The sequence below is a fragment of the Neorhizobium sp. SOG26 genome, from assembly GCF_003491345.1.
GTDB classification, from domain to species: domain Bacteria; phylum Pseudomonadota; class Alphaproteobacteria; order Rhizobiales; family Rhizobiaceae; genus Neorhizobium; species Neorhizobium turbinariae.
In genome coordinates this window covers 962,301-977,473 of record NZ_CP025513.1, presented here as the reverse complement: position 1 = coordinate 977,473, position 15,173 = coordinate 962,301, and the positions used below count along the sequence as shown (strand labels likewise).

Genomic DNA, 15,173 nt, shown 5'->3' with positions numbered 1-15,173 from the left:
GCGCCCACGGCCATTGACGTCAAAAGGAGGTTTTCAAATGCCAGACGCATCCGACGAATCCATGGAAGAATACGGGGCCGAAGATCTCGCCCGCAGGTACAAGATCAGCATTCAGCAGGCACGACGATATATCCGCAGGTTTGGCAGCGACCGCGCCGAACTTGACCTGCTGCTTGCGGCCGCAAACCGCACACCTCGCCACAGGGTTGAGGAAATCGAGCGGACAGTGAGCGAAGTCACCTTCGGCTAAGGAAGTAGCGGCCGCCGCGTCAAGACGTTGGACAGCCGCGTCTCAGGTTACTTCATCGCGTCGCACGCCTTCATCATATCCGACTTCTTCATCGCGTCGGTTTCCATGTCGGCCTGATGCATGCAATCTGCCTTGGTGCTGCCGGTCGTCATCGCATCGCTCTTCATGCCATCCTTCGACATCGTGTCGGTCTGCATGCTGTCCTTCTTCATCGGATCGGCTTGCATGGCATCCTGCGCGGACGCGACGCCCGCGACCGACAGGCCGACGATGAAAGTGGAAGCTAGAATGGCGGAAAAGATCCTGGTCATGGTGTTCTCCTCGAGATGACACGTGTCCGCCGGCACCTTGCCGTTGGCACACATCCATTCATTCGAGCGTCCGCGACAGGCGTTACGCCCTCACGTGCATGTGATAGATTTCGGCGGCCGGAAAAAATCCGAAGTTGGCTGTAACCGTTTCCGCGCTGCTTCGAATGAACCTGCATCAGCATGACGATCGCCCATTCGGAAGACGTACTGAAAGCCCTGATGCTTCTTTCCCTTGATGGGGACGAGGCAGCCTATCGGCGTTTACTGACGACTCTGCGCGTTCTGCTGGTCGGATATTATACCCGGCGCATGGGCGCGGCGACGAAGGCGGACATGGAAGACCTCGTCCAGGAGACCCTGCTGTCACTGCACTCGCGCCGGGCAACCTATGACCGAGACCGCCCCTTCACGGCCTGGTTCTTCTCAATCGCCCGTTACAAGTTGATCGACCACCACCGAAGCCGCGGTGGACGGCGACTGGCCGAGACCGAGCTTGGAGAGGAACTGGAAAGCGGCTTCAGCGAAGAGGCGTTGACCGCGCGTCTCGATGTCGAACGACTGCTGGATGGGCTGACGCCCAGGCAGCAGGAACTGATCCGGCAGGTCAAGCTGGAGGGGCAGTCGATCGCCGACACGGCCGACCGGGTGGGCCAATCGGAATCGGCGGTGAAGGTGAGCATTCATCGGGCACTGAAAGCACTTGGCGAAAGGATGCGAGGCGGATCGTGAGAGACACGGACAGGATGATCACTGATTTGGTGCGCGACCTGAGGCCGGTGCCGCGCCACGCGCTGCGCGACCGTTTCCTGCTGGGCCTCTTGCCGGCACTTGCCGTGTCGCTCCTGCTGATGCTGGCGATTCTCGGCCTAAGGTCAGATATGCCGGAAGCACTCATGCTGCCGGTTTTCTGGATCAAGTCCGCCTATAACGCCCTCATCGCTCTCGTCGCCCTTTGGGCCACCTACCACCTCGCACGGCCGGATGGAGCGGAAGGTGGGTTCTTCAAGATGGGCGCTGCCATTGTCCTCGCCATGGCGATTGCCGCCGCGGTTCAACTCGTCACCTCACCGCCAGAAGCCTATGGGGAGTTGATCCTCGGTTCCTCGGCGCTTCATTGCCCGTTCCTGATTTTCGCATTCGCGCTACCGGTCTTCGCAGGCATCTCCTGGGTGCTTCGAAAAGGCGCCCCCGCGAACCTGCGCCTGACCGGCTTCATCTCCGGCATTGCAGCTGGCGCCGCCGGGGCTTGGGTTTACTCCTGGTTCTGCACGGAAAACGGCATGCCCTTCGTGCTGACCTGGTATTCCGTCGGCATCCTTCTGGTCGGAGCCCTCGGTGCCCTTGCCGGCCCTCGCCTGCTCCGCTGGTAAGCACATCGGCGGCATCGGCATCAAATTCCGGCATACCACTCGTATCCGCGGTCTTCCCAGAACCCGCCGTTTCCACCCCACAAGCCCGCGAAGCTATCGACGAGTTCGATGCGCATGATGTACTTTGCCTGCTTGTAACCGAGCTGTCGTTCAACCCTCAGCCGCAACGGCGCGCCATGGCCAACGCTCAAGTCCTTGTCGTTCATTCCGTAGGCGAGGATAGTCTGAGGGTGCATCGCGTCGATGAGATCGATGCTCTCGTAGTAGCGGCCGCTACCATCAAGCGTCTGTTCAAGTTCATCGGCACAGTGCAACACGACATAACGCGCCGTGGGCTTCAGCCCCACCACTTGCAACAGGTTCGCCAGCGGAACACCGGTCCACTTGCCGATGGCGCTCCAGCCCTCGACGCAGTCGTGCCGGGTAATTTGCGTTCTGGCTGGCAGGTTCTTCAGGTCAGCGAGCGAGAAGTCCCGGGGCCGTTCGACCAGCCCGTCGACCTTCAACCGCCATGTCTCGAACTTGTTCTCCAGCAATTGCGCATATTCATCGCTGTCAGGAGCACTGGTGCCGTTGACGCGGAACGAGGGAGAAATGTCTTTCTCGTCAAACTCGCGGGCCAGCGCACCGCGCCCCTGAAGAGCCCTTTGCGCCTTCATGGTCAATTGTTCAGCTGAATGCAAAACTTCTTCGACATCGGTATTCTGTCCCAGGATATCGCAGCCGCTCAGCATCAGCGCGCTGGCGCCGAGGGTGCTGCCGATCAGGAACCTGCGGCGGGTGAGAAACGTGCTCATGCATTCGGTCCTTCTTCACGGATGGCGTAACGTCCTGTGATCATCGAACGGATGTTGTTCCAAGTGCCGGACAGGATGACCATCGCCACATGGACAACGACAAAGAGCACAAGGCCAGACGCCGTGATGAAATGGATGGTGCGCGCGGTTTGGCGGCCACCAAAGATCTCAACGAGCACTGGAACGGCCGCATCAACGCCGGGCGACATGGTCAGCCCCGTCAGCACCATGAGCGGCAACAGGACAACGATCACGGCGAGGTAGGTCAACTTCTGCAGCGAGTTGTAGTGCCTGGCCTTCTCCCCTTTGGGAAAGCGCAGACGCGCGTGGTCGAGGACTTCCTGCCCGAGATGGCGCGGTGAAAGCTCCTCCGTCTTCGGCGCCAGGTCACGCCGCAGATGCCCGCTGACCAAGCTGAAGCCGAGGTACAGCAGACCGTTGATCACGAACAACCAGGCAAAGAAGAAATGCCAGCGCCTGCCGACTGCAAGGTCCTGGAACGACGGGATGGTTATCCATTCCGGGAATGCGCGCTTGGTGGGTTCGCCATCAACATTGGAAACACCAAGAACGCCTGTCGTCGGAGACTTCAGCCCGGCGATGCGCACGAAGCCTTGTGGCTTGTCGCCCGCGTCATCGGCACCGATCGTCAGGAAAGCGGGGTCGCCGTCGGCGCCATACTGGCCCCAGTAGAGCTCCGGATGGGCATTGAAGATCTGTAGCCCGCTCAAGAGGAGGAAGCTCAGGCAAAGCACGTTCAGCCAATGGGTGAACCGGGTGATAATCGAATGACGGCGGATGAACACCGTTCGGGGGTAACGAATGTTGTCGTTGGAAGCATTCTCGTTCATCGCTGCGCCTTTCATCTGTGGCATCAAGCGGCTGCAGATCATGCAGCTTGTTCTGCAAGTTGCTGGCCGGACCAGGGGGCGGTTGACCCGGCCAGCGACGACGTGGCTCACATGGGAGGAACCACGCCATTCTTGCCGACGACCACCTGATGGGCGACGGGACCGGAAGCAGCGTTCTCGGCACTGATGAAGACGACCGCGCCGGGGACCAGGTCATCCTTCGATGCGGCGGCAATGGTCACGACCGGCGTGCCATCCGGGATGGCGATCTTCTTCTCCTTGCCGTGGTAGGTGACTGTGACGGTCCGGCCGTCGACGCCCTTCACTGCATCCGCCACGGTGGCGTTGGTCATGCTGCTCTTGGGCTTCAGGTCCCAGCCGTAGCTGCCCTCGCCCGTACCTTTCATGGCCGGCGGGAAGATAAGAACTTCAAGCGCGCCGTCACCTCCGCCAGCCTTCGGCAAGGAGGCAATGCCGACGAAATCGCCGGGCTTGATGTCGGTAACCTTTGCGCTCGCAACACCGGCAAGCTTCCAGTCGTCAGCAAGAGCGACATCGACGGTTTTGCCTTCGCGAGTTTTCACTTTGAGCGTTGAACCGGCGTAACTGATGACGCTGCCGCGGACGTTTGTGGGGGCTTGCTGTTCCGCGGCATAGGAGGGTGCAGTGAAAGTCGTGACGGACACTGCGCTGGAAAGGGCAAAAACAATGGCTGGTAAAATGCGCTTCATGGCAAATCTTCCTACTAGTTGATAGGTGGACGGGTAACAAGGGTGGCGGTGGGCGGCGTGACCCGCCCGCTGCCCTAGTGGGCCGCTACGGGAGAGAGGCGGCGAAGAGTTGGCGCGAGGATGGTGGCGAAGGTCCTGCCATCTCCATAGGCGCGGGCTGACAGCATGGCACCGTGAACGGAAGCCATGAATGCTTCGGCTTCAACTTCTGGAGCCGAGGAGAGGACGAGAACACCTTCCTTGCCGCCACGCTCCATGACCGACGTCAGCCAGCGGGAGATGAGACGGAAGAAGGCCCTGACTTCGGCCGCGACTTCAGGCGGCAGGATCGGCAACTCGCTTGCGAGCATCGCGCAGACACAAAACGGACGGCTTGAATCGGCAATGCACTGCGCCCAATGGTTGGTGTAGGCTTCCAGGATGGCGCGCGGATCCTCCACGGACTGTTCGAGCTGTGAAAGGCCGGCTCGCGCGTCCTCGATGTATCGCGACACCAGCACGCGCCCCAAATCGACTTTGCTTGGGAAATGGTGGTGGATGCTGGCTTTGCGAATTCCGACGACATCGGCAATGTCAGCATAGCTGAAGCCGTTGTAGCCGCCGTTCATGATCAGGTTTCTCGCGCAGGCGAGGATAGCATCGGGGGTGTTGGTCAAATTGCTCATGATCCTCATCTATCTTCTAGTAGGCAGGCATTCAACCCTCGGGGCGCTGCCTCGCGCCTTCGTGATCCCTCGGGAGCGCCTGTTACCAAAGCAAATGGAGGATTAGAAAAGCAGCACATGCACATTTCTTTCGCGCCACCGACCGGGTGAGACGTAACTGTGCATTTTCATGGGTTCACTACGTAATTTTGCTTCCCTTCAACGCTGACCATCGCTAAGCTGGAGGAAATAGCCGGCACTCGAGCCCCGTTTCGATCGCGTCTGATAGCGCGCATCGGTCGGGGCTTTTTGTATTGGACCATTGATGAAGCGGACCTTGGACATTGGCGTTCTCCTTTCGCGCAGCGGCATGTATGCGGCCCTGGCATACGCGAGCCGCCTCGGCGTCCTCCAAGGTGTTGCCGAGGTGAATGCCGATCGTACGCTCGACGTGGCTTTTCGGGTCGTGGAGCGCGACCCCGAAGGTCGTCTCGACCGCTACGCTCCGCTCTGTCGCGAGATCTTGCGCGACTCCCAGGCCCGCCACATCTTCGGCTGCATCACCTCGGCGAGCCGCAAGGAAGTCATTCCGGAGCTTGAACGTTTCGGCGGCGTCCTGTGGTATCCGGTACCCTATGAAGGTTTCGAGGCGTCGGAACACGTCGCCTACATGCACGCATGCCCGAACCAGCACTTGATCCCGCTTCTGGACTGGGCCCTGCCCTCGCTCGGCAAACGCGCCTATTTCGTCGGCTCCAACTATATCTGGGGTTGGGAAATGGCCCGGATCGCCCGCGAGCGCGTCGCCGCAGCCGCGGGTGACGTTCTGGGTGACCGATATATCGCCGTCGGCGATACTGACCTTGACCACATCATCCAGGAGATCCGGGCGCTGAAGCCGAACTTCATCCTCAACTCTCTTGTGGGGGACAGCTCCTATGCCTTCCTGGCTCGCCTGGCAGAGTTGAAGCGGGAGGCGGGTTTCGAGAGCGGTCTCACGGTCCTCTCCTGCAACTTCACCGAATGCGAAGTCGAGTCGGCCGGCCGTGCGGCCGAGGGGCTGGTTTCAGCCGGTCCCTGGTTTGAACCGGAGGGTGGCTCCGGCGGATCATTCCATGAGATCGCGCGCCAGTCGGTACATGAGCTGGCGAAGCTGCTGCACGGCCGGCCTGGTGCAGATGTCCTTCCGCTCTCCGAACTCGTGCAGTCTGCAGCCGGGTCTGGCCACACGCCGCGGCTCGACCCTACCAATCTCCACGCGCGCCAGCCCGCCATCATAGCGCGGCTGCTGAACGGACGCTTCCATGAGATCAAGCGGCTGCCGCCGCTTGCGGCAGATCCTTATCTGACGCGACAGTTCGAAGCCTCCCATGACCACCCCTTGTTGAAGGTGGTGTCATGACAGGCATCCGCACCGAGAATCTCGGCGGCGCTACGGCCTGGATCCTGCACCGGCCGCACCCATCGGTGCAGGGCCTGATCCGCCAGCTTGGCGTCATCGGGCTTGTTGTTCGCGAAGCCTGGCCCGAATTGCCGGCCGAAGCGATCGGCGCGGACTTCATCTTCTATGACGCCGATATGGGCCATGATGAGCAGTTCCCGTGGGCGGCTGGCCAGTCACCCATGCCGATGATCGCGCTGATCGGCTCGGAAGCACCCGGTCGCCTTCGCTGGGCGATGGAGATGGGCGCCCATGCGCAACTTCTGAAGCCAATGAGCGACAAGGGTGTCTACGCAGCCCTCCTCGTTGCGCGCAGCAATTTCGACCGGGCCAAGTCATCGGATGCTATCATCACCGACCTGCAGAACCGCCTTTCGGCGCGTCAGACCGTGGTTCGGGCGGTGATGATCTTCGTGATGCAGGGCAAGACCGAGGCCGAGGCCTACGACCTTTTGCGCCAGACCGCGATGGCATGGCGCGTGACAATCGAGACCGCCGCCGAGCGGCTGGTGGCAAACCATTCGAACGAGAGGGGCAATGACGATGGCCGACGCATCGATCTCGCCTGAACCCATGGCGGTGCCTGAAAACGGACCTTCCGTGCTGCGCCGGCTCGCCCGGCGCAAGTTGGCGATCCTGGGACTGCTGATCATCCTCATCTGCGTCGGCGGCGCGGTCTTTGCACGATGGTTGGCACCGTTTGACCCCTACGAGCAGTTCTTCGACGGGCTGACCTTAGAAGGTGCACCGCTTTCACCGAACGAGAACTTCTGGTTCGGAACTGACCTTCTTGGGCGCGACCTGTTCTCGCGAATCCTTTACGGCGCGCAGACCTCTCTGATCATCGGCCTCGTGGCCAACGGAACTGCATTGATCATCGGGACGCTTGTGGGCGTGACGGCAGGCTACTTCCGCGGGATCGTTGGCGCAGTGCTGATGCGCTTCACCGACCTGATGATGGCTTTCCCCGCACTGCTGCTGGCGATCTGCCTCGCCGCGATCTTCTCGCCGTCATTGTGGATCGTCGCGATGGTCATCGCCTTCGTGAACTGGGTTCAGACGGCGCGGGTGATCTTTACCCAGACCTCGTCTCTCGCCGAACGGGACTACATTGCCGCCGAAAAGACGCTGGGCGCCGGCCACGGCCGCATCGTGTTCAAGCACATCCTGCCGCATCTCATCCCGACGCTCATCGTCTGGGGCACGCTCGGCATCTCGACAACCGTCCTTCTGGAAGCAACGCTTTCGTTCCTGGGCATTGGCGTGCAGCCGCCAATCCCGTCCTGGGGCAACATCATCTTCGAAAATCAGACCTACTTCCAGTCGGCGCCATGGCTCGTCTTCATTCCGGGTGCAGCCATCCTGCTTCTTGCACTGGCCTTCAACCTCGTGGGCGATGCTCTCCGCGACATCCTCGATCCAACGCAGCAGGGGCGTGACTGATGGCCGCCTATATCGTTCGACGCCTCATCCAGTCCGCGCTGATACTGCTTGGCGTGTCCTTCATTACCTTCGTACTTCTTTATGTCCTGCCGGCTGACCCGGTGCGGCAGATTGCGGGCCGTTCCGCGACCGCCGCGACGGTTGAGAGCATCCGCCAGCAGCTTGGCCTCGACCAGCCTTTCCTGGTCCAGTACGGCAACTACCTTCTGAACCTCATCCAGGGTGATTTCGGCCGCTCCTACCTGCAGAAGACGGAGGTGGCGCAGCTCATCGTGTCGCGCCTGCCGGCAACGCTGCTCCTCCTTGTTGCCGCCATTGCATGCGAACTCCTGATCGGCCTGCCACTTGGCATCGTCGCCGCCCTCAACCGCGGCAAGATGATCGACAACGGTCTGATGCTGACGAGCTTCCTGACTGTGTCCGCCCCACAGTTCGTCGTCGCGCTACTGTTGCTCTTCGTTTTTGCAGTCAAGCTCGGCTGGTTCCCCATCGGCGGTTACGGGACCTTCGCCCATATCGTCCTGCCGGCAGTCACGCTCGGCATCCTCGGCTCCGGCTGGTACTCGCGCATCATGCGTTCCTCAATGGTTGACGTGCTGCGCGCTGATTTCATTCGCACCGCCCGCGCCAAGGGGCTCGGCCGCAGCAAGGTCATCCTTGGCCACGCACTGCCCAACGCCATCCTGCCCATCATCGCCATGATCGGCATCGACATCGGCCTGTTCATGTCCGGCATCGTCGTTGTCGAAAGCGTCTTCGGGTGGCCCGGCATCGGGCAGCTCGCATGGCAGGCCATCCAGCGCGTCGACATCCCGATCATCATGGGCGTCACGCTCGTCTCAGCTTGCGGCATCGTTCTCGGCAACCTCATCGCCGATCTGATTTCGCCGCTCATCGACCCGCGCATCAAGCTGCGCTGAACCGTCAACCCTCAGGAGTGAAGCCTATGAAGAAGCTGATCCTTTCTACCGCGCTTGCAACGCTCATGGCGCTGCCAGCGCTTGCGCCGGTCCAGGCCCAGGAGCCCAAGCATGGTGGCAACATGGTCGTGACCTACAAGGACGATGTGGCGACCCTTGACCCGGCCATCGGCTACGACTGGCAGAACTGGTCGATGATCAAGTCGGTTTTCGACGGGCTGATGGACTACGAGCCGGGCACCACGAAGCTGCGTCCGGGTCTGGCGGAAAGTTACGAGATCTCCGAGGACGGCCTTACCTACACCTTCAAGCTTCGCCCGGGCGTCAAGTTCCACAATGGCCGTGAACTGGTTGCTGACGACGTGGTCTACTCCATCAACCGCGTTATCAAGCCGGCCACCCAGTCTCCTGGCCAGGGCTTCTTCGGCATGATCGAAGGCTTTGATGATGCCGCCGCCGGCAAGGCTGACACCGTCTCCGGCGTTTCTTCACCCGACAAGAACACGGTTGTCTTCAAGCTGTCGCGCCCGGACGCGACTTTCCTGCACATCATGGCGCTGAACTTCTCGTTCATCGTGCCGAAGGAAGCTGTCGAGGAAGCCGGTGCCGACTTCGGCAAGAAGCCCGTTGGAACGGGTGCATTTAAGCTGACAGAATGGACGCTCGGCCAGCGCCTCGTGTTCGAAAAGAACGCCGACTACTGGATCTCCGGCGTTCCCTACCTCGACAGCTTCACGGTTGAAGTCGGCCAGGAGCCCGTTGTTGCCCTTCTGCGCGCACAGAAAGGCGAAGTCGACGTTCCAGGCGACGGCATTCCGCCGGCAAAGTTCGTGGAAGTGATGAAGGACAAGGCGCAGGCTGACCTCGTTGTCGAAGGTGGTCAGCTCCACACCGGCTACATCACCATGAACGTAACGCAGGCACCGTTCGACAAGGTTGAAGTGCGCCGCGCGGTCAACATGGCGATCAACAAGGACCGTATCGTCCAGGTGATCAACGGACGCGCCGTTCCGGCAAACCAGCCCCTGCCCCCGTCCATGCCGGGCTACACCAAAGACTACGAAGGCTACAAGTTCGACCAGGCAGCGGCAAAGAAGCTGCTTGCTGACGCAGGTTACGAAAACGGCTTTGACACCGAACTCTTCGTCATGAACACGGACCCGAACCCGCGCATCGCCCAGGCGATCCAGCAGGATCTCAAGGCGATCGGCATCAATGCCCAAATCAAGTCGCTCGCACAGGCCAACGTGATCGAAGCTGGCGGTGCTGGCACTGCGCCGATGATCTGGTCGGGCGGCATGGCATGGATCGCCGACTTCCCGGATCCGGCAAACTTTTACGGCCCGATCCTGGGCTGCAGCGGTGCGGTCGAAGGCGGCTGGAACTGGTCTAAGTACTGCAACGCGGAACTCGACAAGCTGGCCGCCGAAGCTGACTCGATCGTTGACCCGAACAAGGTCGACGAGCGCCTGGCCAAGTGGTCCGAGATCTACATGAAGGTGATGGAAGACGCACCGTGGGCACCCGTGTTCAACGAGCAGCGCTTCACCATGAAGTCTGCGCGCATGGGCGGTGATGATGCGCTTTACGTCGATCCCGTCTCGATCCCGGTCAACTACGACTACGTCTATATCAAGGAGTAAGTCTGGTCATGTGCAAGCACTGCAACCACACGATCCATGCGCACCAGCACCACTTCGGTTGGGACAATTCCTTTGCCCCTGCCCTGACGGCTGCACCGGGCGAAACGATCCTGTTCCAGTGCCTTGACAGTTCTGGGGGCCAGCTCGGCCCTCAGTCCACTGTCGAGGATGTCCAGGCGCTGGATTTCGACAAGATCAACCCGGTATCGGGGCCGATCTATGTTGACGGCGCGAAGCCCGGCGACGTGTTGAAGGTAACGATCGAAAGCTTCACGCCGCAGCTTCGCGACGGTGCAGGTTTCGGCTGGACTGCCAACATCCCCGGCTTCGGTCTTCTTGCCGACCAGTTCACCGAACCGGCTCTCAACGTCTGGAAGTTCGACGCGTCGAGCATGGAGCCGGCGCTTTTTGGCAAGAACGGCCGCGTGCCGCTGAAGCCGTTTGCCGGCACTATCGGCAATGCGCTCGCCGAAAAGGGCCATCACTCGGTGGTTCCGCCGCGTCGCGTTGGCGGCAATCTCGACATCCGCGACTTGGCTGCTGGCACGACGCTCTATCTGCCGGTGGAAGTTGACGGCGCGCTGTTCTCCGTCGGTGATACCCACGCCGCACAGGGCGACGGCGAGGTCTGCGGCACCGCAATCGAGAGCCCGTTCGACGTCGTGCTGACGCTCGACCTGATCAAGGACCAGCCGCTGAAGACGCCGCGCTTCACAACGCCCGGACCGGTGACGCGCCACCTCGACGCCAAAGGCTACGAAGTGACGACCGGTATTGGCCCAGACCTCTGGACTGCGGCCAAGGACGCTGTTGCCAACATGGTCGATCTTCTCGCTACAACGCAGAAGATGGATCCGGTCGACGCATACATGCTCGTTTCGACCTGTGGCGATCTCCGCATCTCCGAGATCGTCGACATGCCGAACGTCGTGGTCAGCTTCTACTTCCCGAGGGCCGTCTTCGAATGACCGCAGCCATGCTTTCTCCCATCGTCGATACAGCGACGGACGTCGTCCTGTCGGTACGAGACCTGCAGGTCTCTGCCCGGTCGGAACAGGGACTGGTTCCGCTCGTCGAGGGCCTCAGCTTCGATCTTCATCGAGGCGAGACCCTTGCGATTGCGGGAGAAAGCGGCTCGGGCAAGTCGATCACGTCGCTTGCCTGCATGGGGCTCTTGCCGGCACCCGCCGTTCGCGTGACCGGCGGGTCCATCCGCTTCGGCGAAACCGAACTCACGAGCCTGCCTGAGAAGAAGATGCAGGAGATGCGGGGCGCGCGCATCGCGATGATCTTCCAGGAACCGATGACCGCGCTCAACCCGGTGATGAGCATTGGCCGCCAGCTCGTAGAAGCCATCCGAGCACATGAAACCCTTTCCGTCGCGCAGGCAAGGGCACGCGCGCTGGAAGCTCTTAAGGCAGTAAGGCTATCGCAGCCGGAAAAGCGCCTCGAGCAATATCCGCACGAGCTGTCGGGCGGAATGCGTCAGCGCGTGATGATCGCCATGGCGATCGCATTGCGTCCGGCCGTGCTCATCGCCGACGAACCGACCACCGCGCTCGATGTGACCGTGCAACGCGAGGTTCTTGATCTCCTGCGTGACCTGCAGAGGGACCTCGGGACGGCCGTAATCCTGATCACCCATGACATGGGCGTCGTGGCCGAAATGGCCGACCGCGTTATCGTCATGCGCAAGGGCAGGATGGTGGAGGCCGCGCCGACGATTGATCTCTTCGATGCTCCACGGGAGCAGTATACCCGCGACCTGCTTGCGGCGGTGCCGCGCATTGGAACCGGCGCCTCACGCCCGGACCTCGCCAAGCGCGAGGTCTTGGTCCGGTATGAGGACGTGTCCGTCAACTTCCCGATCCGGCAGGGCCTGCTTGGGCGGGTCGCGGCACGCGTCCATGCGGTCGAGCATGTGTCGCTGGATATTTTCCGCGGAGAGACCTTGTCCCTGGTCGGCGAGTCCGGTTGCGGAAAGTCCACCATGGCGAAGGCCCTCGTCGGCCTCGTACCGCATACCGGCCGCATCGAGATAAACGGCCAGGCGCTGGGCGATCTTGATGCGAAGGGGCGCAAGGCAATCCGCCGCGACCTCCAGATCGTCTTCCAGGATCCGATGGCGGCGCTTGATGCGCGCATGACCGTGGGCGAGCTCATCCGCGAGCCGCTGGTCATCCACGGCATCGGCACACCCGCCGAGCAGAAGGCACGCGTTCGCGAACTGCTTGAGCGCGTCGAGCTGTCGCCCAGCGTCTACAACCGCTATCCGCACCAATTCTCGGGCGGCCAGCGTCAGCGCATCTGCATTGCGCGCGCCCTTGCGCTGAAGCCGAAGCTGATCATTTGCGACGAAAGCGTCGCCGCGCTTGACGTCTCGATCCAGGCGAAGGTGCTCGACCTTCTCCGCGACCTGCAGAAGGAGAGCGGTGTCACCTATCTCTTCATCAGCCATGACATGGCGGTGGTGGAAAACATTTCCGACCGCGTCGCGGTCATGTATCTCGGCCAGATCGTTGAGATGGGCACACGCGCGCAGCTCTTCGAAAATCCCCAGCACCCTTATACCAAGCGCCTGCTTGAGGCGGTGCCGGTGCCGGATCCGCGCCGTGAGCGGCAGGCAACTGCACGGCTTTCAGGAGATATTCCGAGCCCCGTCTGTAAGGTCGGTGAAGAACCGCAACGCGTGGAGCTTGTCGATATCGGTGGCGGCCACCTGGTCGGCCGCTAAGCAGACGACAGGCCGACGGCCGCTGCAGAGCGGAATCGGTCGACCATGGCGAAACGTGCAGCCGGCGCGGGGCGCCCGACGTGGTAACCCTGGATCTGGTCGATCCCGTATGCCCGCATCAGATCCTCATGCTCCTCGGTCTCGACGCCTTCCACGAGGATCCTGAGGCCGCGATGGCGCAACAGGCTGATGATGTCGCGCAACATCACCCGCCCTCGCTCTTCCGCGCAGTCATGGAGGAACGAGCGGTCGATCTTGACTGTGTCGAACTCGATCATCCGCAGCCAGGATAGGCCGGCAAAGCCGGTGCCGAAGTCGTCAAGCCAGATCTGTACGCCGAGCCGCTTCAGTTCGCTGATGCAGCGGACGACCTCCGTGTCCACTTCCAGTTCGACCCCCTCGGTTATCTCGAAGGCGAGTCGCGTTCCGATCAACCCATGCTCTGCGAGCGTTGCCGCAACATAGGCTGCGAAACCCGGCATCTTGAGCTCGGTCGGTGAAACATTGACGCTTGCGACCTGTACCCGGTTGGTGGCAAGCAACTCTTCGCAAACCGTGCGGATGGCCCAGCGGCCAAGCTCTACGATCGCGCCTGTGCGTTCAGCGACAGGAATGAAGGTGTTGGGCGTTACGGGCGTGCCGTCCGGCATCTTCATCCGCATCAGGGCTTCGGCACCATCCAGCGCACCTGTCTGCACGTTGCAGATCGGCTGATAGACGAGCGACATCAGGCGCTGCTCCAGCGCAATCCGGAGGATCGCCGCAATATTTTCGCTCTCGTCGCCGGTCTGCGGATCTTCCGGGTCGAAAACCATGACGCAGTTGCGACCGTTGGCCTTGGCCGCATAGAGCGCGCGATCGGCCTCATGCACGATCTTCTCGAGTTGCTTCGTCTGGCTGCGGGTGTAGGAAACGCCGACGCTGACGGTCACGACGGAGGTACCGTCGCGCCGGTACTCATGCGGCAGGGCCATTGCCTGCACTGAGGCACAGAGGTCGTCGGCCAGCCGGATGGCCTGCTCCGGGTTGTCGATCGGAGCGATGACGATGAATTCTTCACCACCATAACGGCCGATTGCAGCCCCCCGGGCCGCAGTCGCCTGATCGAGCCCTTGTGCTACGGCGATGAGACAACGGTCACCCTCCTGGTGACCGTAGAAGTCGTTGTAGCGCTTGAAGAAGTCGACATCAACAAGCAGCACGGCAAAGCCGCGTTGATACGTTTGCCAATCCTGCCAGTGGCTCCGCAGGCGTTGGTCTACAGCACGCCGGTTTTCCAGCCCCGTCAGCGAATCCGTATGCGAAAGATGGAGCAGCGCCCTGCCCCGTTCTTCCGCAGCCTCCTGCTGCAAACGCGCTTCAAAGGCGTTGAGGAAGACCTTGTAGCGCTCCCGATTGAGCTCAAGGTTTACATAGGCCGTAAAGATGAAGCACGAGATGCAGAAGGCGCCGAGGATCAGCTTGTGGAGAAGCAGCATCGGCCCGAAAAAATAGAGCGCACTGATGAAGATCAGCAGGTTCGTCGCTGATGAGGCAACCGCGAGCCGAAAGCGGAAGCTGAAGAACAGGTTGACGCTCATCATGAAGATGGCGCCAAAGGCCATGTAATAGGTGAAGGCCTCTGCGTAGATCGTCTTTTCCGCCGTCAGCAGCCAGACGACGTAACCTGCCAGCACAGCCAGGGCGGCGTTCACATCCAGCAAATCGGCGGAGGCCTTGAGGCGCAGGAGCAACTCAAGCAAGCAAAGCGACGTGATGCCAACGATCACGCGGCCGACAATCGTGTGGGCCGCGACATCAGGGACGAAGAGAAGATCGGTGACCGAATAGGCGACATAGGCGAGAACCGCGATCCACAGCCCGCGCCGTGTCACCTGCTTGCGCCCGTCCTCACTTTCCTGGCGGTACAGGTCGCGCATCCGCTCCGCCGAATATGCCGACCCGACAGTGGGTACATTGGTATCGGCCAACATGTGCATCATGCCCTGTTTACCCAATGGTTCGGCTGCGCCTGATGCACACCCTTTACTCCGGACCA

Annotated in this window: 16 protein-coding genes; 10 read left to right on the top strand and 6 right to left on the bottom strand. The window is 61.3% G+C overall.

Going from position 1 to position 15,173, the window contains the following annotated elements:
• Positions 1-37: 37 nt before the first annotated feature.
• The gene (locus CYG48_RS21275) at positions 38-250 is read left to right on the top strand and encodes a hypothetical protein (protein WP_118852651.1); all 213 of its coding nucleotides are present in this window, start codon (positions 38-40) and stop codon (positions 248-250) included.
• 47 nt (positions 251-297) lie between these two features.
• On the opposite strand, the gene CYG48_RS21270 is transcribed toward CYG48_RS21275, so the two are convergent.
• Positions 298-561, bottom strand: coding sequence for a pentapeptide MXKDX repeat protein (locus CYG48_RS21270; RefSeq protein WP_118852892.1), 264 nt, complete (start codon positions 559-561; stop codon positions 298-300).
• A gap of 180 nt (positions 562-741) precedes the next feature.
• Between CYG48_RS21270 and CYG48_RS21265 the strand changes: the two genes are divergently transcribed.
• A complete protein-coding gene (locus CYG48_RS21265) occupies positions 742-1,290 on the top strand; it encodes a sigma-70 family RNA polymerase sigma factor (protein WP_118852650.1) in 549 nt (182 codons plus the stop codon).
• Positions 1,287-1,931, top strand: a complete 645-nt coding sequence (locus tag CYG48_RS21260) for an NrsF family protein (protein WP_118852649.1) — start codon at positions 1,287-1,289, stop codon at positions 1,929-1,931. The genes CYG48_RS21265 and CYG48_RS21260 overlap by 4 nt, the downstream gene beginning before the upstream one ends.
• Positions 1,932-1,951: 20 nt before the next feature.
• Here the strand turns inward: CYG48_RS21260 and CYG48_RS21255 are convergent, their stop codons facing one another.
• From CYG48_RS21255 to CYG48_RS21240, 4 genes are all read right to left on the bottom strand, one after another.
• On the bottom strand, positions 1,952-2,728 hold the full coding sequence (locus tag CYG48_RS21255) for a molybdopterin-binding protein (RefSeq protein ID WP_118852648.1): 777 nt from the start codon (positions 2,726-2,728) through the stop codon (positions 1,952-1,954).
• Positions 2,725-3,579 (bottom strand): cytochrome b/b6 domain-containing protein, encoded by an 855-nt coding sequence (locus tag CYG48_RS21250; RefSeq protein ID WP_118852891.1) that lies wholly within the window; start codon positions 3,577-3,579, stop codon positions 2,725-2,727. Before CYG48_RS21250 ends, CYG48_RS21255 begins: the two co-directional genes overlap by 4 nt.
• A gap of 107 nt (positions 3,580-3,686) precedes the next feature.
• Positions 3,687-4,310, bottom strand: a complete 624-nt coding sequence (locus tag CYG48_RS21245; protein ID WP_118852647.1) for a hypothetical protein — start codon at positions 4,308-4,310, stop codon at positions 3,687-3,689.
• 74 nt (positions 4,311-4,384) lie between these two features.
• Positions 4,385-4,975 (bottom strand): TetR/AcrR family transcriptional regulator, encoded by a 591-nt coding sequence (locus CYG48_RS21240; protein WP_118852646.1) that lies wholly within the window; start codon positions 4,973-4,975, stop codon positions 4,385-4,387.
• 304 nt (positions 4,976-5,279) lie between these two features.
• Between CYG48_RS21240 and CYG48_RS21235 the strand changes: the two genes are divergently transcribed.
• Genes CYG48_RS21235 through CYG48_RS21205 form a run of 7 tightly spaced genes read left to right on the top strand, consistent with a single transcriptional unit; the run spans position 5,280 to position 13,135 of the window.
• Positions 5,280-6,356 (top strand): transporter substrate-binding protein, encoded by a 1,077-nt coding sequence (locus CYG48_RS21235; protein WP_118852645.1) that lies wholly within the window; start codon positions 5,280-5,282, stop codon positions 6,354-6,356.
• Entirely contained in the window at positions 6,353-6,964 is a 612-nt protein-coding gene (locus CYG48_RS21230) for an ANTAR domain-containing response regulator (RefSeq protein WP_118852644.1), read from the top strand. Before CYG48_RS21235 ends, CYG48_RS21230 begins: the two co-directional genes overlap by 4 nt.
• Positions 6,939-7,838, top strand: a complete 900-nt coding sequence (locus tag CYG48_RS21225) for an ABC transporter permease (RefSeq protein WP_118852890.1) — start codon at positions 6,939-6,941, stop codon at positions 7,836-7,838. The genes CYG48_RS21230 and CYG48_RS21225 overlap by 26 nt, the downstream gene beginning before the upstream one ends.
• Positions 7,838-8,758, top strand: coding sequence for an ABC transporter permease (locus tag CYG48_RS21220; RefSeq protein ID WP_118852643.1), 921 nt, complete (start codon positions 7,838-7,840; stop codon positions 8,756-8,758). The genes CYG48_RS21225 and CYG48_RS21220 overlap by 1 nt, the downstream gene beginning before the upstream one ends.
• Before the next feature lie 26 nt (positions 8,759-8,784).
• A complete protein-coding gene (locus tag CYG48_RS21215; protein WP_118852642.1) occupies positions 8,785-10,401 on the top strand; it encodes an ABC transporter substrate-binding protein in 1,617 nt (538 codons plus the stop codon).
• Positions 10,402-10,409: 8 nt separating this feature from the next.
• Positions 10,410-11,369, top strand: coding sequence for an acetamidase/formamidase family protein (locus CYG48_RS21210; RefSeq protein ID WP_118852641.1), 960 nt, complete (start codon positions 10,410-10,412; stop codon positions 11,367-11,369).
• Entirely contained in the window at positions 11,366-13,135 is a 1,770-nt protein-coding gene (locus tag CYG48_RS21205) for an ABC transporter ATP-binding protein (RefSeq protein ID WP_118852640.1), read from the top strand. The genes CYG48_RS21210 and CYG48_RS21205 overlap by 4 nt, the downstream gene beginning before the upstream one ends.
• Here CYG48_RS21205 and CYG48_RS21200 read toward each other — a convergent pair.
• A complete protein-coding gene (locus CYG48_RS21200) occupies positions 13,132-15,114 on the bottom strand; it encodes a putative bifunctional diguanylate cyclase/phosphodiesterase (protein ID WP_118852889.1) in 1,983 nt (660 codons plus the stop codon). The genes CYG48_RS21205 and CYG48_RS21200 overlap by 4 nt on opposite strands.
• Between the last annotated feature and the right edge of the window lie 59 nt (positions 15,115-15,173).

Bases quoted from the DNA above. Each gene is read 5' to 3' on its own strand.
- CYG48_RS21275 (WP_118852651.1), top strand. From the start codon at position 38: ATGCCAGACGCATCCGACGAATCCATGGAAGAATACGGGGCCGAAGAT.
- CYG48_RS21270 (WP_118852892.1), bottom strand. From the start codon at position 561: ATGACCAGGATCTTTTCCGCCATTCTAGCTTCCACTTTCATCGTCGGC.
- CYG48_RS21265 (WP_118852650.1), top strand. From the start codon at position 742: ATGACGATCGCCCATTCGGAAGACGTACTGAAAGCCCTGATGCTTCTT.
- CYG48_RS21255 (WP_118852648.1), bottom strand. From the start codon at position 2,728: ATGAGCACGTTTCTCACCCGCCGCAGGTTCCTGATCGGCAGCACCCTC.
- CYG48_RS21250 (WP_118852891.1), bottom strand. From the start codon at position 3,579: ATGAACGAGAATGCTTCCAACGACAACATTCGTTACCCCCGAACGGTG.
- CYG48_RS21245 (WP_118852647.1), bottom strand. From the start codon at position 4,310: ATGAAGCGCATTTTACCAGCCATTGTTTTTGCCCTTTCCAGCGCAGTG.
- CYG48_RS21240 (WP_118852646.1), bottom strand. From the start codon at position 4,975: ATGAGCAATTTGACCAACACCCCCGATGCTATCCTCGCCTGCGCGAGA.
- CYG48_RS21235 (WP_118852645.1), top strand. From the start codon at position 5,280: ATGAAGCGGACCTTGGACATTGGCGTTCTCCTTTCGCGCAGCGGCATG.
- CYG48_RS21230 (WP_118852644.1), top strand. From the start codon at position 6,353: ATGACAGGCATCCGCACCGAGAATCTCGGCGGCGCTACGGCCTGGATC.
- CYG48_RS21225 (WP_118852890.1), top strand. From the start codon at position 6,939: ATGGCCGACGCATCGATCTCGCCTGAACCCATGGCGGTGCCTGAAAAC.
- CYG48_RS21220 (WP_118852643.1), top strand. From the start codon at position 7,838: ATGGCCGCCTATATCGTTCGACGCCTCATCCAGTCCGCGCTGATACTG.
- CYG48_RS21215 (WP_118852642.1), top strand. From the start codon at position 8,785: ATGAAGAAGCTGATCCTTTCTACCGCGCTTGCAACGCTCATGGCGCTG.
- CYG48_RS21210 (WP_118852641.1), top strand. From the start codon at position 10,410: ATGTGCAAGCACTGCAACCACACGATCCATGCGCACCAGCACCACTTC.
- CYG48_RS21205 (WP_118852640.1), top strand. From the start codon at position 11,366: ATGACCGCAGCCATGCTTTCTCCCATCGTCGATACAGCGACGGACGTC.
- CYG48_RS21200 (WP_118852889.1), bottom strand. From the start codon at position 15,114: ATGCACATGTTGGCCGATACCAATGTACCCACTGTCGGGTCGGCATAT.